General features: G+C 63.3%; 21 protein-coding genes and 3 tRNA genes. 14 read left to right on the top strand and 10 right to left on the bottom strand.

The window, feature by feature from the left end; translation table 11 throughout:
• Window positions 1–234: 234 nt before the first annotated feature.
• From gyrB to CXR00_RS05680, 7 genes are all read left to right on the top strand, one after another.
• Window positions 235–2283: a DNA topoisomerase (ATP-hydrolyzing) subunit B gene (gene gyrB, locus CXR00_RS05655; protein WP_104053480.1), complete on the top strand. Its 2049-nt coding sequence runs from the start codon at window positions 235–237 to the stop codon at window positions 2281–2283.
• Window positions 2284–2340: 57 nt separating this feature from the next.
• The gene (gene gyrA, locus CXR00_RS05660) at window positions 2341–4965 is read left to right on the top strand and encodes a DNA gyrase subunit A (protein ID WP_104053481.1); all 2625 of its coding nucleotides are present in this window, start codon (window positions 2341–2343) and stop codon (window positions 4963–4965) included.
• A complete protein-coding gene (locus CXR00_RS05665) occupies window positions 4962–5471 on the top strand; it encodes a DUF3566 domain-containing protein (protein WP_104053482.1) in 510 nt (169 codons plus the stop codon). Before gyrA ends, CXR00_RS05665 begins: the two co-directional genes overlap by 4 nt.
• A gap of 131 nt (window positions 5472–5602) precedes the next feature.
• Window positions 5603–5676: transfer RNA gene (locus CXR00_RS05670), tRNA-Ile, on the top strand.
• Between the two features lie 45 nt (window positions 5677–5721).
• Window positions 5722–5841 (top strand): DLW-39 family protein, encoded by a 120-nt coding sequence (locus CXR00_RS18395; protein WP_216202331.1) that lies wholly within the window; start codon window positions 5722–5724, stop codon window positions 5839–5841.
• Window positions 5842–5910: 69 nt separating this feature from the next.
• A tRNA-Ala gene (locus CXR00_RS05675) sits at window positions 5911–5983 on the top strand.
• Between the two features lie 91 nt (window positions 5984–6074).
• Window positions 6075–6989 carry a DMT family transporter gene (locus CXR00_RS05680; protein ID WP_104053483.1) on the top strand — a complete coding sequence of 305 codons (915 nt, stop codon included), beginning with the start codon at window positions 6075–6077 and terminating at the stop codon, window positions 6987–6989.
• Window positions 6990–7087: 98 nt separating this feature from the next.
• Here CXR00_RS05680 and CXR00_RS05685 read toward each other — a convergent pair whose 3' ends face one another.
• Window positions 7088–8068: a hypothetical protein gene (locus tag CXR00_RS05685; protein ID WP_104053484.1), complete on the bottom strand. Its 981-nt coding sequence runs from the start codon at window positions 8066–8068 to the stop codon at window positions 7088–7090.
• Window positions 8069–8222: 154 nt separating this feature from the next.
• Between CXR00_RS05685 and CXR00_RS05690 the strand changes: the two genes are divergently transcribed.
• Window positions 8223–8765, top strand: a complete 543-nt coding sequence (locus tag CXR00_RS05690) for a peptidylprolyl isomerase (RefSeq protein WP_104053485.1) — start codon at window positions 8223–8225, stop codon at window positions 8763–8765.
• 218 nt (window positions 8766–8983) lie between these two features.
• Window positions 8984–9700, top strand: a complete 717-nt coding sequence (locus CXR00_RS05695) for a rhomboid family intramembrane serine protease (RefSeq protein WP_308470491.1) — start codon at window positions 8984–8986, stop codon at window positions 9698–9700.
• Between the two features lie 488 nt (window positions 9701–10188).
• Here CXR00_RS05695 and CXR00_RS05700 read toward each other — a convergent pair whose 3' ends face one another.
• Complete coding sequence (locus tag CXR00_RS05700; protein ID WP_104053487.1) at window positions 10189–10440, bottom strand: cell division protein CrgA; 252 nt, start codon at window positions 10438–10440, stop codon at window positions 10189–10191.
• Between the two features lie 219 nt (window positions 10441–10659).
• Here CXR00_RS05700 and CXR00_RS05705 point away from each other — a divergent pair, with 219 nt between their 5' ends.
• The 3 genes from CXR00_RS05705 to CXR00_RS05710 are packed head-to-tail and all read left to right on the top strand — an operon-like array spanning window position 10660 to window position 12298.
• Entirely contained in the window at window positions 10660–11460 is an 801-nt protein-coding gene (locus CXR00_RS05705) for a class E sortase (protein WP_104053488.1), read from the top strand.
• Window positions 11461–11631 carry a hypothetical protein gene (locus CXR00_RS18215; RefSeq protein ID WP_181032189.1) on the top strand — a complete coding sequence of 57 codons (171 nt, stop codon included), beginning with the start codon at window positions 11461–11463 and terminating at the stop codon, window positions 11629–11631.
• A 4-nt stretch (window positions 11632–11635) separates the two neighbouring features.
• Window positions 11636–12298 carry an aminodeoxychorismate/anthranilate synthase component II gene (locus CXR00_RS05710; RefSeq protein WP_104053489.1) on the top strand — a complete coding sequence of 221 codons (663 nt, stop codon included), beginning with the start codon at window positions 11636–11638 and terminating at the stop codon, window positions 12296–12298.
• Between the two features lie 8 nt (window positions 12299–12306).
• Here CXR00_RS05710 and pknB read toward each other — a convergent pair whose 3' ends face one another.
• Genes pknB through CXR00_RS05745 form a run of 7 tightly spaced genes read right to left on the bottom strand, consistent with a single transcriptional unit; the run spans window position 12307 to window position 21652 of the window.
• On the bottom strand, window positions 12307–14238 hold the full coding sequence (pknB, locus tag CXR00_RS05715) for a Stk1 family PASTA domain-containing Ser/Thr kinase (RefSeq protein WP_181032484.1): 1932 nt from the start codon (window positions 14236–14238) through the stop codon (window positions 12307–12309).
• 6 nt (window positions 14239–14244) lie between these two features.
• On the bottom strand, window positions 14245–16077 hold the full coding sequence (locus tag CXR00_RS05720; RefSeq protein WP_104053490.1) for a protein kinase: 1833 nt from the start codon (window positions 16075–16077) through the stop codon (window positions 14245–14247).
• Window positions 16074–17528 carry a penicillin-binding protein 2 gene (locus CXR00_RS05725; RefSeq protein ID WP_104053491.1) on the bottom strand — a complete coding sequence of 485 codons (1455 nt, stop codon included), beginning with the start codon at window positions 17526–17528 and terminating at the stop codon, window positions 16074–16076. The genes CXR00_RS05720 and CXR00_RS05725 overlap by 4 nt, the downstream gene beginning before the upstream one ends.
• Complete coding sequence (locus CXR00_RS05730) at window positions 17525–18943, bottom strand: FtsW/RodA/SpoVE family cell cycle protein (RefSeq protein WP_104053492.1); 1419 nt, start codon at window positions 18941–18943, stop codon at window positions 17525–17527. The genes CXR00_RS05725 and CXR00_RS05730 overlap by 4 nt, the downstream gene beginning before the upstream one ends.
• The gene (locus CXR00_RS05735; RefSeq protein WP_104053760.1) at window positions 18943–20394 is read right to left on the bottom strand and encodes a PP2C family serine/threonine-protein phosphatase; all 1452 of its coding nucleotides are present in this window, start codon (window positions 20392–20394) and stop codon (window positions 18943–18945) included. Before CXR00_RS05735 ends, CXR00_RS05730 begins: the two co-directional genes overlap by 1 nt.
• 44 nt (window positions 20395–20438) lie before the next feature.
• Window positions 20439–20864 carry an FHA domain-containing protein gene (locus CXR00_RS05740; protein WP_104053761.1) on the bottom strand — a complete coding sequence of 142 codons (426 nt, stop codon included), beginning with the start codon at window positions 20862–20864 and terminating at the stop codon, window positions 20439–20441.
• A 59-nt stretch (window positions 20865–20923) separates the two neighbouring features.
• Window positions 20924–21652 (bottom strand): DUF3662 and FHA domain-containing protein, encoded by a 729-nt coding sequence (locus CXR00_RS05745; protein WP_104053493.1) that lies wholly within the window; start codon window positions 21650–21652, stop codon window positions 20924–20926.
• A 365-nt stretch (window positions 21653–22017) separates the two neighbouring features.
• On the opposite strand from CXR00_RS05745, the gene CXR00_RS05750 reads away from it, so the two are divergent.
• Window positions 22018–22100 (top strand) — tRNA-Leu (locus CXR00_RS05750).
• A 107-nt stretch (window positions 22101–22207) separates the two neighbouring features.
• On the opposite strand, the gene CXR00_RS05755 is transcribed toward CXR00_RS05750, so the two are convergent.
• Window positions 22208–22627, bottom strand: a complete 420-nt coding sequence (locus CXR00_RS05755; protein WP_104053494.1) for a DUF5997 family protein — start codon at window positions 22625–22627, stop codon at window positions 22208–22210.
• A 106-nt stretch (window positions 22628–22733) separates the two neighbouring features.
• Between CXR00_RS05755 and CXR00_RS05760 the strand changes: the two genes are divergently transcribed.
• Window positions 22734–23525, top strand: coding sequence for a LysR substrate-binding domain-containing protein (locus tag CXR00_RS05760; protein ID WP_104053495.1), 792 nt, complete (start codon window positions 22734–22736; stop codon window positions 23523–23525).
• The last annotated feature ends 27 nt before the right edge of the window (window positions 23526–23552 follow it).

Here is a 23552-nt window from a genome sequence, read left to right on the forward strand (position 1 = left end):
GAGTTGCCTGACGCCGTTCAGCGGCTCGGGAACCCCTGCAGTCATATCCGGACTTGGAGAAGGGGTTGGAATCGTCTCAAAACATGCTTTGGTGGCCGCTTAGGGGGTGTTTTGGCCGGTATTGACCCCCACGACACGGTAGAATTGGTAGTTGAGACGCCTGCCCTGGGGGAGGCGTTCTAATTTGACCAACACACTGAGGAGTCGACAGCACCTGTGGCTAACGACAATGAGATGGACAACGCTGACGTAACGCCAGAGCACCACAGCGAGGCTGACGCACCTGCTCCGCACGAGTATGGCGCCAACGAAATCACCGTGCTGGAAGGACTGGAAGCCGTCCGGAAACGTCCGGGCATGTATATCGGTTCCACCGGGCCCCGCGGGCTGCACCACCTGGTGTACGAAGTGGTGGACAACTCCGTTGACGAAGCCCTGGCCGGGTACTGCGACCGCATTGACGTGACGCTCCAGGCCGACGGCGGTGTACGGGTCAGCGACAACGGCCGCGGTATCCCCGTGGACATGCACCCCACCGAAAACATGCCCACCGTCCAGGTGGTCATGACCATCCTGCACGCCGGCGGAAAGTTTGGCGGCGGCGGGTACGCGGTCTCCGGCGGTCTGCACGGTGTGGGCATTTCCGTGGTCAACGCCCTCTCGGCCCGAGTGGAAACCGAAATTCGGCGCCAGGGATTTGTCTGGCACCAGAGCTTCGCCGACGGCGGTCATCCGGTGGGAGGCCTTCGCAAGGGCGAGGCCACCGACGAGACCGGCACCATCCAGACGTTCTATCCCGACCCCTCCATCTTTGAAACCACGGAGTTCGACTTCGAGACCCTGCGGGCGCGGTTCCAGCAGATGGCGTTCCTGAACAAGGGACTGCGGATTGTCCTCACCGATGAGCGGACCGTCGAAGAAGACGCCGAGGAAATCGCCGAAGCACCGTCTGAGGACGGAACCGAGACCGGTCCCAAGCACCGCGTGGTCGATTACATGTACAAGGACGGGCTCCTTGATTACGTCAAGTACCTGAACACGTCCAAGAAGTACGAAGCCGTCCACGACGACGTCATTGCCTTTGAAACCGAAGACAGTGACAAGAAAATGGCCGTGGAAATGGCCCTGCAGTGGACCACCGCCTACTCGGAGAGCGTCCACACCTACGCCAACACGATCAACACGCATGAAGGCGGCACCCACGAAGAGGGTTTCCGTGCTGCCATGACGTCCCTGATCAACCGGTATGCCCGTGAGAAGAACATCATCAAGGAAAAGGATGACAACCTCACCGGTGATGACATCCGCGAAGGCCTGACCGCAGTCATTTCCGTGAAGCTGGCCGAGCCGCAGTTCGAAGGCCAGACCAAGACGAAGCTGGGAAACTCCGAGGTCAAGGGTTTCGTGCAGCGCGTGGTCACCGACCAGCTCGGGGACTGGCTGGAGCGCAACCCCGGCCCCGCCCGTGACGTGATCCGCAAATCCATCCAGGCCTCCCAGGCGCGCCTGGCAGCCCGCAAGGCCCGCGAGTCCACCCGCCGCAAGGGCCTGCTGGAATCGGGCGGAATGCCCGGCAAACTCAAGGACTGCTCCTCCAAGGACCCGTCCAAGTCGGAAATCTACATTGTGGAGGGTGACTCCGCAGGCGGTTCCGCCGTCCGCGGCCGCAACCCCGAAACCCAGGCCATCCTCCCGCTGCGCGGCAAGATCCTCAACGTGGAACGCGCCCGTCTGGACCGCGCGCTGGGAAACGCCGAAGTCCAGTCCATGATTACCGCCTTCGGCGCGGGCATCGGCGAGGATTTCGACGTCGAGAAGGCCCGCTACCACAAGATCGTGCTGATGGCTGATGCCGACGTTGACGGCCAGCACATCACCACGCTGCTGCTGACGCTGCTCTTCCGCTACATGCGCCCGCTCATCGAGAGCGGTTTCGTGTACCTGGCGCAGCCGCCGCTGTACCGCATCAAGTGGTCCAACCATGCCCACGACTACGTTTACAGCGACCGTGAACGCGACGAAGTGGTGGCCCGCGGCCTGGCCAACAACCAGCGCCTGCCCAAGGACAACGGTATCCAGCGCTACAAGGGCCTGGGTGAGATGGACTACACCGAGCTCTGGGACACCACCATGGATCCCGACCACCGCACGCTGCTGCAGGTCACCATGGACGATGCCGCTGCCGTGGACCAGATCTTCTCCGTCCTGATGGGCGAGGACGTTGAATCCCGCCGCAACTTCATCCAGCAGAACGCCAAGGATGTGCGCTTCCTGGACATCTAGGAACGAGATTCCCCTGCGCCCGCGGATTTACAGAGTTTTTGAAGAACGGAACAACCAATGAGTGAAGAGACCCTCTCAGACCGGGTTGAACAGATCGATCTGCAGACTGAAATGCAGCGGTCCTACCTGGACTACGCCATGGCGGTCATCGTCGGGCGTGCCCTGCCGGATGTGCGCGACGGCCTGAAGCCCGTGCACCGCCGCGTGTTGTACGCGATGTTCGACGGCGGCTACCGCCCCGAACGCTCGTTCAACAAGTGCGCCCGCGTGGTGGGTGAAGTCATGGGCCAGTACCACCCGCACGGCGACTCGGCCATCTACGATGCCCTGGTCCGCCTGATCCAGGACTGGACCATGCGCTACCCGCTGGCTCTGGGCCAGGGCAACTTCGGCTCCCCCGGCAACGACGGCGCAGCCGCCCCGCGGTACACCGAAACCAAGATGGCACCCCTCGCCATGGAAATGGTCCGTGACATCGACGAGGAAACCGTCGATTTCATGGACAACTACGATGGCCGCAACCAGGAACCCACCATCCTGCCGGCACGGTTCCCCAACCTGCTGGTCAACGGTTCCTCCGGCATCGCGGTGGGTATGGCCACCAACATTCCCCCGCACAACCTGCGCGAAGTGGCCGACGGCGTCCAGTGGTACCTGGAAAACCCGGACGCCCCCAACGACGTCCTGCTCGAGGAACTGATCCGGCGGATCAAGGGCCCGGACTTCCCCACCGGCGCTCAGATCCTGGGCCACAAGGGAATCGAAGACGCCTACCGGACCGGCCGCGGCTCCATCACCATGCGCGCCGTCGTCAACGTCGAGGAACTCCAGGGCCGCACCTGCCTGGTGGTGACCGAACTCCCCTACCAAGCCAACCCGGACAACCTCGCCATCAAGATCGCCGAACTGGTCAAGGACGGCAAGGTCTCCGGCATCGCCGACATGCGCGATGAAACCTCCGGCCGCACCGGCCAGCGCCTGGTGATCGTGCTCAAGCGCGACGCCGTGGCCAAGGTGGTCCTGAACAACCTGTACAAGCACACACAGCTGCAGGAAAACTTCGGCGCGAACATGCTGGCGATCGTGGACGGAGTGCCCCGCACCCTGAGCCTTGACGCGTTCATCCGCCACTGGGTCACCCACCAGTTGGAAGTTATCGTCCGCCGCACCCGCTACCGGCTGCGCAAGGCCGAAGAAGTGGCGCACATCCTCATCGGCCTGCTCAAGGCCCTGGATGCCCTGGACGATGTCATTGCCCTGATCCGCCGCTCCACCACGGTTGAAGAGGCCCGCAACGGCCTCATGGGCCTGCTGGACATCGATGAACTGCAGGCCCAGGCCATCCTGGACATGCAGCTGCGCCGCCTGGCCGCCCTGGAACGCCAGAAGATCCAGGACCAGCACGCCAAGCTGCAGACCGAAATCGCCGAATACAACGCCATCCTGGCATCGGACGCGCGCCAGCGGCAGATCGTCAGCGAAGAACTGCACGAAATCGCGGAGAAGTACGGCGATGACCGCCGCACCCACATCGTGATGGGCTATGACGGCGACATGAGCATGGAAGACCTCATTCCCGAAGAGGAAATGGTGGTTACCATCACCCGCGGCGGATACGTCAAGCGGACCCGCAGCGACAACTACCGCCAGCAGGCACGCGGCGGCAAGGGTATCAAGGGCGCACAGCTGCGCGGCGACGACGTCGTCGAGCACTTCTTCGTCACCACCACGCACCACTGGCTGCTGTTCTTCACCAACCTGGGCCGCGTGTACCGGGCCAAGGCCTACGAACTGGCGGAAGCCGGCCGTGACGCCAAGGGCCAGCACGTGGCCAACCTGCTGGCCTTCCAGCCGGATGAGCACATTGCCCAGGTCCTTGACCTGCCCGGCTACGACGCCGCTCCGTACCTGGTCCTCGCGACCAAGCGCGGACTGGTGAAAAAAACCCGGCTGGAGGACTACGACACCAACCGTTCCGCCGGCGTCATTGCCATCAACCTGCGCGACGGCGACGAACTCGTTTCCGCCCAGCTGGTCTCCGAAACCGATGACCTGATGCTGGTGTCCCGCAAGGGCCAGTCACTGCGCTTCACCGCCACTGACGACGCCCTTCGCCCCATGGGCCGGGCCACCTCGGGCGTCACCGGCATGAAGTTCCGCGAGGATGACGAACTGCTGGCAGCTGACGTTGTCACCGAGGACTCCTATGTGTTCATTGTGACCGAAGGCGGATACGCCAAGCGGACCGCGGTGGATGAATACCGGGTTCAGGGCCGCGGCGGTCTGGGCATCAAGGTTGCCAAGTACGCCGAGGACCGCGGGCACCTGGTGGGCGCCATGATCGTGCAGGAAGAAGACGAAGTCCTGGTGGTCATGCAGGGCGGCAAGGTTGTCCGCTCCTCCGTTGCCGGGGTTCCGGCGAAGGGCCGCGACACCATGGGCGTCATTTTCGCCAAGCCGGACAAGAATGACCGCATCATCGCCGTGGCCCGAAACTCCGAGCGTGATCTGGGAATTGAAGAGACGGACGACGACGCCGGTGAGAGCGCTCCCGATGCCGCTGACGGAGCCACGGGGACGGTTGCAGAGTCTGTAGGCACCGGTGTGGATGAAGTACCGTTGGCTACAGACAAAACGGCTGAGCAGGATGCACAGTCAGCAGAAGATGGAGGTAACGAGTGAGCTCGACCAACTCAAATCCCAGGTCGGCTTCGGGCACAGGACCCCGGGTAAAGACACCCGCGCGCCCCGCCCAGCGTCCCGGAGGTGGTCAGAGCGCTCCGGCGAACCGGCAGCCGCTGGTAAAGCCGGCCCCCAAGGCCAAGGCCCGCAAAGCCCGTCTGCTCGTGAGCAAGATCGACCCGTGGTCGGTCCTGAAGATGGCTTTCCTGCTGTCGGTGGCCCTCGGCGTCGTAACCGTGGTGGCCGCGATTGTGATCTGGACCGTACTGGACCTGACCGGCATCTTTGACCGGGTCAACTCGCTGCTCGGCGAGATCGCCGGGAGCGAATCCGGCGGATTCGACCTGCGTGAGTTTGCCTCGCTGGGACAGGTGGTCTCCTTCGCCACCATCATCGCCGTCGTCAACGTCCTGCTGCTGACCGCGCTGTCCATGCTTGCTTCAGTGCTGTACAACATTGCCTCCACCCTTGTGGGCGGCATCGGCGTCACCCTGACAGACGACTAAAAAGCCCGTTGTATTTTCTGTTTTCCTGCGGTCCCGGAGAGAAAAAACTCCGGGACCGCAGGAAAACCGAACCGGATTTGGGTTCCGGGCAGAGGTGGGGTAAAGTTTTATCTCGGCCCGAGAAGGTATCGGGGCGCATAGCTCAGGCGGTTAGAGCGCTTCGCTGATAACGAAGAGGTCCCAGGTTCAAGTCCTGGTGCGCCCACGGAACATCACTGCAAGGTGGTGAACCACAAGGCAAGGAGGCACTGTGAAGAAGTTGCTGGCACTAGCTGCAGCGGCGGTCGCAGGAATCTTTGCCGCAAAAAAATGGCAGGAATCTGCTGCGGAGAAATCCGTATGGAAGGCATCAACCGACAAGGTTGACTAAATTTCCACAAAAGAATGATTCCGGTTCCACCGCACGTCAGGGTGGGATACACTGGATGAGTTCACATTCGGGGGCATGGCGCAATTGGTAGCGCACCTGCTTTGCAAGCAGGGGGTTCGGGGTTCGAGTCCCCGTGCCTCCACCGAAAGAAAGTCCCGGCCTGCTGGCCGGGACTTTCTGCTTTAACACCCGGCTTCATCACGCAGTGCCTGCGGTCATCTATTGTTGCTCTGGTGATCGTTTTACTCGCCGTGATCGGCGTCCTGGGTGTATCAGCCTCCGGCCCCATCATGGCGGCAACGGCTGCGCCGGCTCTGGCCATTGCCTTCTGGCGCAACGCCCTGGGCGCGGTGATCATGGGAGTTCCCACGGCACTGCGCAATCCCGGCGGATTTACCCGGCTCTCCCGGACCGAGGCCAAGTGGACCTTCATCGCCTCGCTCGCACTCGCCCTGCACTTCGCCTGCTTCATCACCTCCCTCAAACTCACCTCCGTTGCAGCAGCAACAGCGCTGGTCTGCCTTCAAGCGGGCTGGATAGCCCTCTTCAACCTGTGCCGGGGCATCCACGTTGCACCACGCGTGCTTGCCGGGCTGGGAGCAGCGCTGGCCGGCGTCGTTGTCATTACCGGCTTTGACCTCACGCTTTCCCGTGAAGCAGCCCTGGGGGATCTGCTGGCCGTCGCCGGCGGAGCCCTGGCAGGCCTCTACACCATCGCCGGAGGCAAGGCCCGGGCCACCATGAGCACCGGGACCTACACCTCCCTCTGCTACGGCCTGTGCTCGCTGATCCTGCTCCTCCTGTGCGCCGTCTTCGGTCAGCCCGTGGTGACTTTCACACCCCAGGCCTGGCTCGGGATCCTGGCCGTGACCCTGGTGGCCCAGATCCTGGGGCACAGCGTCTTCAACCACCTGCTGGCCGTCATCTCGCCGCTGGTCGTTTCCATGATCATTCTGCTGGAAATCCCCGGGGCAGCCATTCTTGCCGCTGTGTTCCTCGGAGAACAACTGCCGGCCGGGACCTACGGGGGCCTGGCGCTCATCCTCGCGGGCCTCGCCGTGGTGGTCACGGGCCAGGGACGCAAAGCTGCCCGCACGGGCGCTCTGCCGCCGGCACCCCCCGCACTGGGCGGAGATGTCGAGAACTAGCAGGGAGGATCTCCCGCTAACGGGGCCGCACGCAAAAGAGGACCCCCGCTGAGCGGGAGCCCTCTTGAAGGTCAAGCGTACTGCGGTGCCAGGCCTGCTTACTCGGCAGTCTTTTCGTCCGGCTTGTCAGCGTGTGCGCCGGAGGTCTTCACAGCGTCGGATGCCTTGGCTGCTGCTTCCTTGCTGTGTTTGCCTGCTTCAGCGGCCTTCTCGCCGCTGCGGGCAGCTGCGCGTTCGGCTGCTTCCTTGATGCTGGCCACGGTTTCCTTGGTTTCCTGCACGGATTCCTTGCCGTTGGCAGCAGCCTTGGACGCGGAGTCCTCGGACTTGGCAGCAACCGGAGCAGGCGCGGTGGCAGCTGCGGCGGCCTTGGGGGCTGCGGGTTCGGTGGAAGCAGGCTTGGGCTCGGGAACCTTAATGGTCTCCGGCTTGGCGGGGGCCGGGGTCTTCCAGGGGTCCTCCACCGGACGCGACGCACGCCATGCTGCAACTCCGGCTGCAACTGCCGCTGCAATGATGCCGAAGATCAGCCAGCCCTTGCCGCCGCCCTTCTGGTTCTTGCGGGCTTCCTTCGCAGCGCGGGCGGCAGCCTTCTGGGCCTTCTTCAAGGCCTTCTTGTTGCCGGTAACCTTCGCCACGGCAGTCTGCACGGGCACGGACGCGGTACCGAGGGAACGCGTGACCGTTGCCGATGCATCGCCGATGCGGTTGGACAGGGTGGGGATGTAATCATCCACAACCTTGTCACGGGCTCCGGTGATGACCGGAGTTGCACGGTCGAGGGTGTGCTGGATACGGGGAGTTGCCTCGTCCACTGCGTGGCTGATCTTCGGACCCACCTTCTGCAGACCATCCTGGATGCGCGGCGTGACCGTTGCTACCCCGGCAGCAACGCCGTCGCCGGCGCGCTTGATGCCTTCCTGGATTTTGGGCGAAGCGGTCTCGATACCCTTTTCGATGCGGGGCATTGCCCAGTCACGAGCGGCCTCAACCTTGGGCGTTGCCCAGTCACGTGCTGTTTCTACGCCTGCAGTGACATTGGATTCAAAGTCACGGGCCATGCGGTCCTTCTTCTTCAAAACTACCTCCCGGGATAGTGTCGGTTCATTCCTTACCCTACGTTGACTTGGCAACTGTGTGCTATTGACGGGCTGGGCGGGGCGGACTTTTCACTGTGCGCTGAACCGGCGAAATTCTGCCCGTCTGCTGCCCTGCCGTGGAAGAATGTTGCATATGACTGCTATTCCTACCGCAATTGCGACCATCCACACGTCCATGGGCGACATCAAGGTGAACCTCTTCGGCAACCACGCGCCCAAGACCGTCAAGAACTTTGTTGGCCTGGCCACCGGTGAAATCGAGTGGACCGACCCGGCGACGGGTGAGAAGACCAGCCGCCCGCTGTATGACGGCACCATCTTCCACCGCATCATCAAGGATTTCATGATCCAGGGCGGCGATCCTCTGGGCCGCGGCACCGGCGGACCGGGTTACCAGTTCGATGACGAGATCAACCCGGACCTGGACTTCTCCACCCCGTACAAGCTGGCCATGGCAAACGCCGGAATCCAGATGGGCCGCGGAACCAACGGTTCACAGTTCTTCATCACTTCGGTCCCGACCACCTGGCTCCAGGGCAAGCACACCATCTTCGGCGAGGTAGCCGACGACGAATCACGCGCCCTGGTCGACCAGCTCAACGCCGTCGCCACCGATATGCGCGACAAGCCGGCCGAAGACGTTGTCATCAACAGCATCACCGTCGAACAGCTCTAACCAGTTCACGGATGCCCCGGTCGGAAATTTCGGCCGGGGCCTTTCGTTCATCTGGCCTCATTTCTCTCTGGGAGTAAACGCAAATGTCGTATGGAGTGCCTGCTGAAACACCTGCCTCACAGGTGCCGGTCTGTCCGCGTCATCCGGATCGGATCAGCTACATCCGCTGCCAGCGCTGCGGCCGTCCGGCCTGTCCTGAGTGCCAGCACACGGCGCCGGTGGGCATCCAGTGTGCGGACTGCTTTTCGGAAAGCCGGCGCCAGTCACCTGCCTACCGCACCCCCTACGGCGGAAAGGTCTCCACTGGAAAGCCGGTGGTCACCATCACCCTGATGGTCATCTGCGGCATCTTCTTCGCCATCCAGTTCTTCTACCCGCCGTTCACCTACGAGCTCTGGTACGCACCGCTGTACACCGGAATCGAGCCCTGGCGGATGCTGTCCTCAGCGTTCCTGCACTCCCCTTCCGGAGTACTGCACATAGCCTTCAATCTCTACGCCCTCTGGTTCTTGGGCCAGGGACTGGAACCGGCGCTGGGCAGGTTGCGTTTCGCTCTGCTGTATCTGGTGTCCGCACTGGGCGGATCGGTGGGCGTGCTGCTGCTCAGCCCCATCAACCAGCCGGTTGTTGGTGCATCGGGGGCCATCTTTGGCCTCTTTGGCGCCCTGCTGGTGGTGCTGCTGCAGCGCCGGGCCAGCGTGCGAAGCGTGCTGATCCTGCTGGCGGTCAACTTTGCGCTGGGATTCTTTGTGCCCAACATTGCGTGGCAGGCGCACCTGGGCGGATTGCTGACAGGTATCGCCTGCGCGGCGGTCCTGGTCTACGCGCCCAAGGGGAAGAACCGGAACCTCGTGCAGTTTGGCGGCCTGGCCTCAATCGTGGTGTTCCTATGTATTATTTCCGCGGTGCTGGCGGCAGCCAAGGGTCTTATCTGACGCTTCCAGCGGCGGTTCGGTGATCCACAGCCGGCCTGGTGTTATCCACAGGGATACCCACAGTGTTAATAACTCGGCGGAGTCCATCGGCTGCGGCCGCTCATTCCCGGGGCTGCGGTACGGCAAACCTGCGGCGATTAAGCCCCCGCGGCATTGATTTCAGGTGAGCTGCGGCGCCTCCGCACCGGATCAGGCGGGCCGGGTCCGTGGTGCTCTCCACTGATGACCCAGAGTTATCCACAGGGTCGATGGATGGCTATGAACAGGTTATCCAGAGGCAAAAAGAAGTTACACACATGTAATTCCACAGTTGTGGATAACTCTCAGCCCCGAGACTGCGCGGATTTCCCCACTTGTACGGGAAAAGTTACACACACCTGTGGATAACTCTGTGCACAGAGTGTGTACAAGGTTTCTGCACAGGCAGAGAAAGAAAACGCCTCCGCTGCGGAAGGCAGCGGAGGCGGACAGGGTACTGGTGCAGCTGGTCAGCGCCAGCGCGTGGTCATCAGGAAGCCAACGATGGCAATGCCGAATCCCACCAGGATATTGCCGCCGCCGAGCGCCGGAACCGGATAGGCACCCTGGGAAATGTAGAAGACGATAATCCACAGCAGGCCAATAATCATCAGGCCAAACATGACGGGCTTGTACCAGACCGGATTTGGCTTCGGAGCTGACGAGGCCTTGGCGGCGGGCGGTGCAGCTGCGGGTTTCTTGCGGGACTTGGACTCGGGCACGGATCCTCCTAGCGGAACCGGCTCTTGGACGCCGGTCGGTACGGTCATGGCGGGGCCGTGGGTGCAGTGCTGCCGCACCGGGCTGCTGCCCGGCTGTATCCTGACTGGGGGCGCCACCGCACCTGGCTGTTTCCCTTGTAATCATCGTAGCGAATGGCGCGGCGTATGCGCGCCGTCTGCGCCGGCCCGCATCTACTTCTGGAAAGGGGAACCGTGGCCATGTCTCGCAGGGAAGCTCACGCTCCCGTGGGGTCGCACGGCGCCCGCAACCGCCGGCAGGGGCGCAGCCCCGGCCAATGGATTATCCAAATTCTTGGCGAGCTGCTTATTACTCTGGGGCTGCTCCTGGTCCTGTACGTGGTGTGGGAGCTCTGGTGGACCAACATCGACGCCAACCGCAAGCAGGACCAGGCTGTGGGCAACCTGTTCGCGGAGTTCGACGGCCCGGTGGAGCCGGTGCCGGAGCCGGCAGCGGACGGTCCTGATTACGGAGACCCTGCGGTCCTTCCTGCCATCGAAGAGGAGGGCCGCACCTTTGCCGTGGTTTACATTCCGCGGTTCGGAGAGACTTACTCACGCCCGGTGACAAGCGGAGTGGGAACCGCGGTGCTGGATTCGCTGGGGCTGGGTCATTACCCCTCAACTGCGATGCCCGGTGAAGTGGGCAACTTTGCAGTGGCAGGACACCGCCAAACCCACGGGCAGGTACTTGACGCCATCCACACCCTGGTCCCGGGCGATAAAATTTATGTTCAGACCAAGGACGGCTATTACAGCTACGTCTACCGCAACAACCAAATTGTCCTGCCGGACCGGGTGGACGTGATCGCGCCGGTGCCGACGCAGCCGGCTGCTGTGCCCACCGAACGGTTCCTCACCATGACCAGCTGCAATCCCCGGTTCGGCGCCGAGGAACGCATCATTGCGTACGCGGTCATGGACTCGTGGCAGCCGCTCTCTGCCGGTCCCCCGGCAGAGATAGCACCCCAGGTTGCCCATAATGCCCAAGGAGCAGGCTAAATGTACGGTTGGATCTTTCGGAGCCTCCCGGGTCCCCTCTGGACCCGTATCCTCATCGCCCTCGTGCTGATCGCCGGTGCGGTGCTCCTGCTGATGACGTGGGTTTTCCCGTGGTTCTCCGAATTCAGCTTCCTCAGTCCCCTCACTGATTCCACGATTGAAGGTTCCTAGCCCCATGAGCACCATCCGCATTCTGGTCGTCGACAACTACGACAGCTTTGTCTACACGCTGGTGGGATATCTGCAGCAGCTTGGAGCCGAAACCACAGTGGTGCGCAACGACGACGTGAGTCTGCCGGAAGCGATCGAACTGGCCTCCGCCCGCGACGGTGTTCTGGTATCACCGGGCCCCGGAGCACCTGCCGAAGCAGGGGTGTGCGTCGATTTGATCCGCTGGTGCGGAGAAAACAGCAAACCCATGCTGGGCATCTGTTTGGGACACCAGGCTCTGGCCGAGGCATACAGGGGCACCGTTACCCATGCCCCGGAACTGATGCACGGCAAGACGTCTTCGGTCCGGCACGAGGGCACAGATGTGTTCCGCGGTCTGCCCAGTCCTGTGACAGCAACGCGCTACCACTCACTGGCCGCTGTCGCCGACACCATTCCCGGGGACCTCGAGGTCACGGCACGGACGGACAGCGGCATCATTATGGGCCTGAAACATATCTCGGCTCCCCTGTCAGGCGTTCAATTCCACCCCGAATCCGTCCTGACCGAGGGTGGATACCAGATGCTGGGCAACTGGCTGGAAAGCCTGGGTTTGGCCGGAGCGGCAGAGCATGCCGCTACCCTCAGCCCTTTGATGTCCACGACACGGGAAAACTCCCCGCACTGAGCCTCCGGTTAGTCGTCCTTCTTCTTTTTCGCCGGTTCGGACGGCGAAGGATCCGGGGAAGCGGTGGTGCTCGGCGAAGGCTCCTTAGTGGGTTCCGCGGGCGCCTTTGCCACTGTCAGGGAGATCGTGGCGCCCTGCTCGACGTCCATGCCTGCGGGAATACTCTGCTCCATCACGATGCCCGGCTCCACCAAAGCGCTCTCGACCTCGTTGACGGTGAAGGTCAGCTGCAGAGTCGGATCCGCCAAGATGATCTGCGCGTTCTCCAGCGGGGACCCCACCAGATCCGGGACCGTCACATTACCGGTGGACAGCACGAGATCCACCGTGGTTCCCGGCGGGACGGATGCCCCGGTGGCGGGAGTGGTGGACAGGACCCTGCCGGCGGCCACCGTGGCACTGTTGGCTTCGTTTGTGGTTCCGCCCTGCAGACCAAGGGATCGGAGGGTATCCCGGGCTTCCGGCTCGGTCTTCCCGGACAGGTCCGGAATCACGACCGTTGACGGCCCCTGCGAGATGAACAGGGTGACCTTGCGGTCCACCGGAACATCGGTACCGCCCTCGGGCTCGGTTCCGATGGCCAGGCCGGCCTTCACTGTGTCGCTGTACTGCGGCTCGATGGTGGGCGGCCCAAAGCCGGCGTCCATGATGATGTTCAGGGCATCTGTCTGCGTCTTGGACTGGACGTTGGGCATCACCTTGGTTACCGGTGCGGTTTCCTTGGGATTGAGCATGTTGTAGGCCATCACCGAACCGGCTCCGAGCAGAAGAATCAGAACAATGATCAGCGTGGTGATCCATGCCCGGCGCCGGGCCTTCTGGTCCGGATCCCGGTCTCCGGTGTTGCCGATGGCCAGTGCCGCCGGCATATCGCCGTCGTGGTTGCCTGCCTCGTCCGGAGCAGTGGTGAGCGGTCCGCCGGACTGGACCCGGGCCATGGCCCGGGTCCTGGGTTCGTCCTCAATCGGGCTGACATCCACGGCGCGACGTTTGGCGGGGGACACTGTCAGTGCCTCGGTCGGATGGGTGGCAGGGGACGGATCATCGGCGGCAGGAGCCCCGCTCCGGGCGCGTAGGAGCGCCTCGCGGAACTCGTGGGCGTCCTGGTAACGGTCAGCACGGTCCTTGGCCAGGCCGCGTTTGAGTACGGCATCAAGTGCCGCCGGTATCTCCGGGTTGAAGCTGCTGGCTGCCGGCGGGACTTCCCGGACATGCTGGTACGCCACGGAGACCGGACTGTCGCCGATGAAAGGCGGACGTCCCGCGAGCATTTCAAAGAGCAGGCAGGCAGCCGAGTACAGGTCGCTGCGGGCATCCACGGTTTCTCCGCGGGCCTGTTCCGGCGACAGATACTGCGCGGTGCCGATAACCGCCTGGGTCTGCGTCATGGTGGCAGCGGAGTCAGCCATGGCCCGGGCGATCCCGAAATCCATGACCTTGACGCCGCCGTCGGAGGTCACCATGACGTTGGCGGGTTTGATGTCCCGGTGCACGATTCCTGACCGGTGGCTGTATTCCAGTGCGGCAAGGACTCCGAGGGCGTAATCGACCGCCTTTTCGGTGGTGATTTCGCCGCTCTTGACCAGCTCCCGGATAGTGCGGCCCGGGACATACTCCATCACGATGAAGGGCAGGCGCACATCCTCGGGAGAGGCTCCGGGGGATTCCTGATCACCCGTGTCGTAGACGCTGACGACGGCGGGGTGGTTCAGTCCTGCGACGGCCTGGGCCTCACGCCTGAACCTGGACTGGAAAAGCGGATCGCGGGCGAGATCAGGGCGCAGAACCTTAATGGCAACGGAACGGCCCAGCCTGATGTCACGGCCCAGGTACACGTCAGCCATGCCGCCGCGCCCAATGAGCTCGCCGATCTCGTAACGGTCGTTGAGTACCCGTTCTGTGTTCAGTGTGGGGTGTCCTTTAAGGAATTCAGCGCTCATGTCCGCTTACCCGGCCGAAGTTGCTGTGTTGGGCTGCGCCGGGGCAGTGTCTGCGGTGGTGGCCGTGGGTTCAGGCACGCTTGTCGGAGCAGTCGTCTCCACTGCGGGACCCTCGGAGGTGAAGTACGTGACCGTGGAACCCTGCGGCAGGGGTGCACCCTCGGACGGGTTTACGGCCAGCACGGTTCCCTGCGGCTGGCTGGACGGCTGGGTGCCGCCGTTGACCGGTACGAGGCCGGCAGCGGTGATCAGCTGTTCGACAGCGTTGGCCGTCTGGCCGGTCAGACCGCCGGGCACGGTTGTCATCGACTGCGTGGGGGTGGACTCCTCCTCTTCCTCCGGTCCGGTTGACACCGTAACCGTTACCAGGGTGCCGGCGGGCAGCGGACCGACGGGATTGACGCCGGTAACAATGCCTTCGGGGTAGTCCGAAGACGGCTCGTCAAGCCGGCTGACGGCCAGTCCCAGGTTGGTCAGTTCTGCCTGGACTTCGTCATAACTGCGGCCGATGTAGCTGGCTGCGTTCACGGGGATACCCTCGTCGTCCTCCTCCGTGGGAGTGGCCGAAGCAGACCGGGAGGTGGTGCTGGGGCTGGGGGCCGCCGAGCTGGTGGCCGGAGCCGGGGCGGGATCGTCATCATTGTTTCCCGTCAGCACAACGGCGGCAACCGCCGCGCCAACCAGCAGCACCAGCAGGGCGATGAGCGGAATGGTCCACGGGCTGCGGCGCTTTGCCGGCGCTTCGTCACCGGTTCCACCGTCATCGCCTGCGTCGTCGACGTCGTCGACTTCTTCATCTGTCCAGTCGCGTGACGCCGCTACTTCGCCGGTGGCGTCGTCTGCCCCCACTGCTGCCCCTGCAACGGTGGGAAGGGCTGACGTGGAAGGCGTGGTGTTCACTACGCGGGTAGCGGAAGTGCCGGCTGTCGGGACCGGGGCGGTGACGGCGTCGTCAACGGCAGTTGCTCCGCCGCCGCCGAAGAGCAGCATGCCGGGCACGGCAGCTTCGGCAGCAGTAATGTCTCCGCGGCGGATGGCGGCGACGGCGCGGGCCAGGGCTTCGGCGTCGGACGGCCGGTCCGCCGGATCCTTGGCCAGCATGGACATGATCAGCGCACGCACCGGAAGCGGAATGCTCTCGGGCAGCGGAGGCGGCGTGTCATTGACCTGGGCCAGGGCAATGGCGATCTGGGATTCGCCGGAGAAGGGGCGGGTTCCGGCCAGCAGCTCGTAGCCGATGACACCAAGCGCGTAGATGTCACTGGAACCGGTGGCCTGCTGCCCGGTGGCCTGTTCGGGTGCCAGGTACTGGGCCGTGCCCATCACCTGGCCGGTAGCGGTCAGCGGCACCTGGTCGGCGAGGCGGGCAATGCCGAAGTCTGTGATCTTGACCCGGCCGTCGGGCAGGATCAGCAGGTTGCCGGGCTTGACGTCGCGGTGGACCAGTCCCTGCTTGTGGGCTGCAGCCAGCGCGGTGGCGGTCTGCCCAATAATGGAGAGGGCGCGGTCCGGCGGGAGGCTCTTGTCGCGTTCGATGATGGAGGAAAGCGGCAGGCCGGGCACCAGCTCCATGACCAGGTACGCCGAACCCTCCTCTTCGCCGTAGTCAAAGACATTGGCGATGCCCTCGTGGTTCAGGAGGGCAGTGTGGCGCGCCTCGGCCCGGAACCGGTTGAGGAACCCGGGGTCGCCGGTGTACTCCTCCTTGAGGATCTTAATGGCAACAATGCGGCCTAGGACCAGGTCCCGTGCCTTCCAGACTTCACCCATACCGCCAATGGCAATACGGTCGGTGAGCTGGAATCTGCCGCCTAAGGTGATTCCCGATGTAGGCCTCACTTATTCAACACCGCCTCTAGGAGTTTCTGCGCGCTTGGAGTGGTCAATTGGGCTCCGGTGGTCAGTTCCACGTCTTCCATGACGACGGAAATGACCACTTCGGGGTTGTCAGCGGGTGCGAAGCCGGTGAACCAGGCATTATCGCCACGGCCCTCCACTTCCGCCGTGCCGGTTTTGCCGGCCACCTTCACGCCGGGAATCTGCGCTGCGGACGCGGTGCCGTTGTCCACGACGCCAACCATCCAATCGGTGAGCTGACGGGCGGTTTCCGGGCTCACTGAAGTGTTCAGGACCTCGGGTTCCGGCTCGTCGATGATGGACAGATCGGCGGCCCGGACGTTGCGGATGAGATTGGGGGTCATCTGCACGCCGTTGTTGGCTATGGCCGCGGACATCATGGCGATTTGGAGCGGCGTGGCCGTGACGCTGTACTGCCCGATCGATGCCTGGGCCAACTGCGCCTGGTCCAGTTCCGTGGGGAAGCCGCTGGCTACCACCCGGTCGATACCGCGCTCGGGGAGGTGCAGGGCGGTGTTCCAGCCGAACTTCTCCGCCTGGGTCACGATCGCCTCTTCACCGAGGTCCCATGCAATCTGGGCAAAAACGGTGTTGCAGGACTGTTCCAGGGCAAACCCGATGGTGGCCTCGGAGCGGGTGCCGCAGTTTCCGTTCGTATAGTTCGGCAGGGAAATGTTCGTGCCCGGAAGGGGAAGGGCCGAGGGATTGTCGATCTGTGAATCGGCGTTGAAGTCACCCGACTCCAGCGCTGCGGCGGCATCTACGAGCTTGAAAACCGAGCCGGGTGCCAGCAGCGATTCGGTGGCGGCATTGGTGTAGGGGGACAAGCCTTCCACCGTGAGCAGCTCCTGCATGTTCTGCTCCACGACCTTGGTGTCGTGGCCGGCCAGGAGGTTGGTGTCATAGCTGGGCTTGGAAACCATGGCCAGGATATTCCCGGTCTTCGGCTCCATCATGACGATGGAGCCCTTCTGCCCTTCAGGAATGAGGTCATAGGCCAGGCGCTGCAGTTCGGGGTCGATTGTCAGCTCAACAGAGGCACCCTGGGGCTGGTTTCCGGAAACGAGCTGCACCAGGCGGTCGTAGAACTGCTGGTCACTAGTTCCGGTCAGTTCCTTGTCCATAACCCGCTCCAGCTGCGTGACGCCGCTGACCAGGGAGAAGTACCCGGTGAGCTGCGAATACAGTTCCGGCTCGTAGTACACGCGCTGGAAGTTGAACTGGTCGCCCGAAGGCACCGATTCCGCGATCGGCGCCCCGTCCACCAGAATTGAGCCGCGGTTCTGGCCGAAGTTCTTATAGATCGTACGGTTGTTGTTCGGGTTCGCGTTGAGTTCTTCGGCTGCAAAGAACTGGACGTAGGTTAGTGAACCGAGAATGAGGACAAACATGGACAGGGCCACGATCCAGCTGTTCCGGATGGCTTGATTCATGAGCCGCTTGCCTCCTTTTTCCTCAGTGAGCGTTTGCGCGGGGCCGGCTCTGCACCGGCATCCTGCATGGCTGGAACCATGGGACCGCGCATCGGGCCCATCGCGGCCGGGCGCCGGGCGGCCTCGGAGATCAGCAGCAGCAGGGCAACAATGATCCAGTTGGCCAGCAGCGAGGAGCCGCCGGCGGACATGAACGGCGTGGTCAGCCCGGTCAGCGGGATCAGGCGGGTCACGCCGCCGATCACCACGAAGCACTGCAGCGCGATGGTGAAGGACAATCCGCAGGCCAGCAGTTTGCCGAACCCGTCACGGGTCCCCAGGGCTGCACGGAATCCGCGGGAGACCAGGAGCACGTACAGCAGCACGATGGCGAAGATGCCGATGAGGCCGAGTTCTTCGCCCAGGGCGGCGATGATCATGTCTGAATTGGCGTAGATGACCAGATCAGGCCGGCCCTGTCCCAGTCCGGTTCCGGCGAGTCCGCCGCTGGCCAGGCCAAACAGGCCCTGGACCACCTGCCAGCTGCCGCCCGGACGGTCGATAACCTCCGGGTCGAAGGCATTGATCCAGCCGTCGATCCGCAGTGCGACGTGGCTGAAGAGCTGCATGGCAACAAGTCCGCCGGCGGTGAGCAGGGCAACACCGATGAGGACCCAGCTGACGCGGCTCGTGGCCACGTAGATCATGGCCATGAAAAGGCCGAAGAACAGGATGGAGGACCCCAGATCGCGCTGCAGGACCAGCACTCCGATGCTGACGAGCCATGCCGCGATCATGGGGCCAAGGTCCTTGAACCGGGGCAGCTGCAGCGGGCCTACCTTTCGGCCGGCCAGCAGGATGAGGTCGCGGTTGGTGGATAGATACCCGGCAAAGAATATAGCGAGGGTGATTTTGGCGATTTCTCCGGGCTGGAATGTTCCGGAGCCAACCTGGATCCAAATGCGGGCGCCGTTGAGTTCCAGTCCGATGGGTGTCAGAGGCAGGAGCAGGAGGATGGCGCTGACGATCAGTGAAATATAGGTGTACCGGCGGAGGATCCGGTGGTCCTTGATCACAAAGAACACAGCGATTGCCGCGGCTACGGCGACGGCGCTCCAGAGCAGCTGCCGGTCAGCGGCGGTCTCGTTGTTCGCGATGTCCAGGCGGTGGATCATGGCGAGGCCGATTCCGTTGAGCGCCGTGACGATCGGAAGTATTACCGGGTCGGCATATTTAGCACGGATCCGGAGGACTATGTGGAAGGCAAGAACCAGTCCCACGAGGGTGGCTCCCTGGGTCCAGAAATCCGAGTCGAAGGCACGGTCCTGGTCCAGGCCAACCACCATGTTGGCGCCAACGCCTACAAGGAGGGCAAGGAGCAGCAGTACGGCCTCGATGTTGCGCCGGGGTTTGGGCACTGTCAGTACATCAGACATTACTTCCGCCCTCCGCAGTTGTCGGGATCGGCAGCGGACTGGGCGGCCGCGGTGGATCCGGCGGACGCCGTGGGGCTGGGAACGGGACTGGCGGTGGCCTTCACCGGTGTAGCAGGAGCGGAGGGGCCGCAGCTGTTGATGCGCGCGGTGCCCCGGAGGTCTTCAACAATTTGCTCGGCATGCAGCAGGTCCTTGGCGGGAATGGTGCCCTCAACCCGGTTGCGCTGGTATTCCGGCAGGCTGTCCAGGGGGATGTCGGTCTGCTCTGTGACGGAGGAAAGCTTGATGGGGCCAAGGGACTGGGAGACGCCGTTGTAAATAGCGACGTTGCTGTCACTGGAACCCACGTAGTAGCGGGTTTGGGTCCAGGTGTAGCCAACCCAGAGAACGGCCGCGAGCAGAACCGCCAGCAGGGCAAGGAACGCCGGGACAATCCAGCGGCGCTTCGGCGCCGCTTCGGGTTGCTCAGGGGCGGCCGGCTCTGACCCGGGGGGCGCCTTGTGGGTCAGCAGACGGGCTGCACGGCGCTCGGCAGAGCGCTTGGTGACAATCGGGATCTGGCCGGTCTCGGTGGCAAGGGATGCCGCACCCACCAGAATGTGGGGACGTGAGGAAAGGTCCTGGCGGATCAGCTCCGCCCGGGCGGGTTCGTCGTCGTCTGCCTCCGAGTCTCCCGGATCCCGTTCCGTCAAGGCAACAGCGGGCGATTCAGTGCCTGCGGCGCCTGGTGCGGAGACGGGCACATCCGCCGCCGCCGGGGAATCATCCGGAACTTCTTCGATTTCCAGGACGGCAACCGTCACGTTGTCAGGGGAGCCTCCGGAGAGGGTGAGCTCAACCAGGGTGTCGACGCAGCGCTGGAGGTCGCTGGTGCCCCGCAGGACGTTCTCTATGTCGGAGTCCCTCAGGACCGCGGTCAGCCCGTCGGAGCACAGGAGCCATTTTTCGCCCGGCTCCACTTCAAAGGTGGCCAGATCAAGTTCGGGACTGGCATCCACGTCGCCCAGAACGCGCATCAGGACATTCTTGTGGGGGTGGACTTCGGCTTCTTCGGGTCGGAGCCGGCCCTCGTCGATCAGCCGCTGGACAAAAGTATGGTCAATGCTGATCTGCTCAAAAACACCGTCTTTGAGGCGGTAGGCGCGTGAATCGCCGATGTGGGCGAAGGCAAACCTGTTCCCGTGGAGCAGGAGTGCGGTCACCGTTGTACCCATGCCGGACAGCTGCGGGCTGGTGGTCACCAGTTCCGAGAGCAGCGAATTCGCCGCCTGAATCTCGTCTGCGAGCACGGTGAGGGGTTCGTCGTCGTGCGCTCCGCGGTCCAGGTGCACCAGATCCAGGACGGTGGAAGCGGAAGCGACGTTGCCGCCGGCATGGCCGCCCATGCCGTCGGCAACAACGGCAAGATAGCGGCCGACATAGGCGGAATCGTCATTCTTCAGACGAACCATGCCCACATCGGACCGTGCTGCGTATTTGAGGACCAGAGCCACGGTTAGGGCCTCAACTCAAGGACCGTCTTACCGATGCGGATAGGAACCCCGGGTTCCACCGGCAGGGCGCGCGTGAGCTGGCTGCCGCCCAGGAAGGTGCCGTTGGTGGAGCCAAGGTCTTCAATAAACCAGCGGCTGCCCTGGGGGAACAGGCGGGCGTGCCGGCCTGAGGCATAGTCGTCTTCGAGCACGAGCGTTGCTTCCTGCGCGCGGCCCAGAAGAATGGGGCTTGAGGCCAGCTCCAGGGTGGTGCCGCGCAGGGGACCTTCCGTCACGAAAACCTGACGTGCGGGGAGTTTTGCCGGGGCGGGGACCTGCTTCTCCAATTCGGGATTCTTGCGGATCTGCCGGGCAGTGGGTGTGCCGGTGCGGTTGCGGCTTCCCACCACCAAATCACGCCGGATGGCACCGACAACACTGATCACCATGAGCCACAGCAGGAGCAGGAACCCGTACCGGAGCAGGGTCAAAACCAAACTACCGTCCACTAACGTCCTCCGGTCCGAACAGGAAGGAGGCGGAAGGTGATGCGGGTGCGGCCCATCGCGATCGTTGAACCATCCGTGAGATCTGCTTCCCCTTGTACTTTTTGGCCGTTGACGAAGCTTCCGTTTGTGGAGCCAAGGTCGATGGCGCGGCTAACACCGTTTTCGGTGCGGATTTCAAGATGCCGGCGGGATACGCCGGTGTCATCAACGAGGATATCGGCTTCGGAGGAACGTCCGAGCACCACGGACGGAGCATTGAGTGAATACCGCTGCCCGTCGATGTCCAGGACCGGCTGCATGCGGGCGGGTGTCTGGCGCGGGGCGGGCGGGGCCGGCTGACGCGGTGCAGGACTGCCCGCCTTTTCTGTGGCGGAGTCAACCTCCAGCACTCCGGCTTTCAGCGATGAATCGCGGGTGAAGGACACCCGCACCGGACCCTGAAGGGTGTACGACTGGCTCCTGGCGTGCTTAATGACCACATCGCACAGCTCCTCGGCCAGCGGGGCCCCCCACTCCTGGGCACGCTGGAAGTCTGCATCGGACAGGCGGGCAGTGAAGACATTAGGTGCCAGTGTTCGTCCCTGCCCCACGGTGAAGGAACGCTCATCAAGTTCGCGCCGCAGGGCGATGGCCAGCTCAAGGGGTTCCACCCGGCCGGAAGACCCTGTGGAGAAGGCACCTCGTACAACTTTTTCGATGCCGCGTTCAACGTTATCGAGTAAGCCCATGTTCGCCTCCTTCCCTATCCTCTGTCCGGACTGTCCGGTTGAATCCGGAGCGTCTCCAAGGCAGGCCAAGGATACAAAGCTCCTCTTCGATACTACTCATCTCTCCCAACAAACAACGTAACGGCTTCACGACGGTTCCCCTGCGGCGAAACGGCCGGGATCTCTGGGGCGGAGGGCTCCTGCCCGTCCGGATCCACGGCTGCTGGGGCCGCAAAATCCGCGTCACGGCGGGGAACTTGGCGTCCCCGGACGGCCGTTTAGGTGTTTGGGGAAATTGTGGGTATGCTTGATTCTGCTGTTCCCGAGGAATTGAGACGCAGAAGGTCGTGAGACTGAATGCACACTTACCGAGGGAAACCATTTTTGCGCGAGTGGCGGAACGGCAGACGCGCTGGCTTCAGGTGCCAGTGTCCGAAAGGGCGTGGGGGTTCAAATCCCCCCTCGCGCACAAACAGAATCACCCCGGTTGAAGAAACCGGGGTGATTTTTTTATGTCCTGGTCCGTGTGCTGTTCCCCGGGCCGGGGGAGCAGCACACGGACCAGGACGCTGGCAGTTAGCCCTGTTTGTTGGCCTGCTGTGCGGCCTGCTCTGCCTTCCTGGCCTTCTTGGCTTCTGCTTCCTTAACGCGCTTGGCTTCGTCGCGGACAGCCGCGAAGCTCGCCCTTTCCTGGACCAGCCATGCCGGCGGTGCGGCCAGCAGTGCGGTGATCTCAGCAGTGGTCAGCGCATCGGTGATGCCCGACCGGGTGAGGCCGCTGATGGAGATGTTGAGTTTCTGGGCCACCACGGGACGGGGATGGGGACCGTTGCGGCGAAGATCAACGAGCCACTGCGGCGGATTGGCCTGGAGCTCGTCGAACTGGGCGCGGGAGATGGGCCCGTCCTGGAACTCCTGCGGCGCTGCGGGCAGATAGATGCCCAGTTTCTTGGCTGCCGTGGCAGGTTTCATGGATTGGGATTTCTCGGAAGTCATCTTTCAAGGATATCCGCCGCAGGCCCGGTCCCGGGTGCACGGGAAGTTCACGGGGGAGTGCAGCCTGCGGGAAAGAAGGAGGACCAGGCTGGGCTAACCTGAAAAGGTGCCTGAAGATGCTTACCCCCGCCAAACCCGCCCGGCTCGTCCGCTGACTGTGGCCTACGTGCCCGGTGTGACGCCCGGAAAATGGATTGGGCGGTGGACCGAGCGCCACGACCGTGAACTGGTCTCCTATCAATGCGGTGAGGACACGGTCTTTGACGAACTGCGCGCCGGTGAAGCGGATGTGGTGTTTGTGCGGGTACCGGAGCAGGGGTTTGTCCGGCCCGCGGACCTGAGCGTGATTGCCCTTTACGAGGAGCGGCCGGTGGTGGCTGCGGCGAAGGATTCGGCCGTTGCTGCCTTTGATGAGCTGGATCTGGCAGATCTGGCCGGTGAGAACCTGCTGGACCTGCGGGATATGGGGAGCACCGACGTCGGAATGGAAGTAGTGGCCTCGGGTGCCGGCCTTTTGATCCTGCCGATGTCCGTTGCGAAGCTGTATTCGCGCCGCGACGTTGTTGCGCGGCCGCTCAGCGGCGTCCCGGCCACGAAGATTGCCGTTGCGTGGCTTGAAGATGCCCAAGATCCCGGTATTGAGGAGTTTGTGGGGATTGTTCGCGGGCGCACGGCGAACAGCTCACGCCAGCCCTCAGTCCAGGAAGAGCAAAAAACCACCGCCCGGCAGCGCACCAAGGAACGGCAGAGCCGGAGCGGGGAGAAGCCGGGATCCGGCGGGAAACCGGCGTCGAAGTCTGCCGGACGCACCGGCGCCAAGGGCGGAGCCGCGGCCAGGGGCGGCACGGCGAAGAAGGGCAGCGGCACCAAGGGCGGCCGGACGCGCCGGAGCCGTTAGGGGAAACCGGTACCTGTTTTGGTTTCT

It is taken from the genome of Arthrobacter sp. 9E16 (genome assembly GCF_002929435.1).
Taxonomy (GTDB): domain Bacteria; phylum Actinomycetota; class Actinomycetes; order Actinomycetales; family Micrococcaceae; genus Arthrobacter_B; species Arthrobacter_B sunyaminii.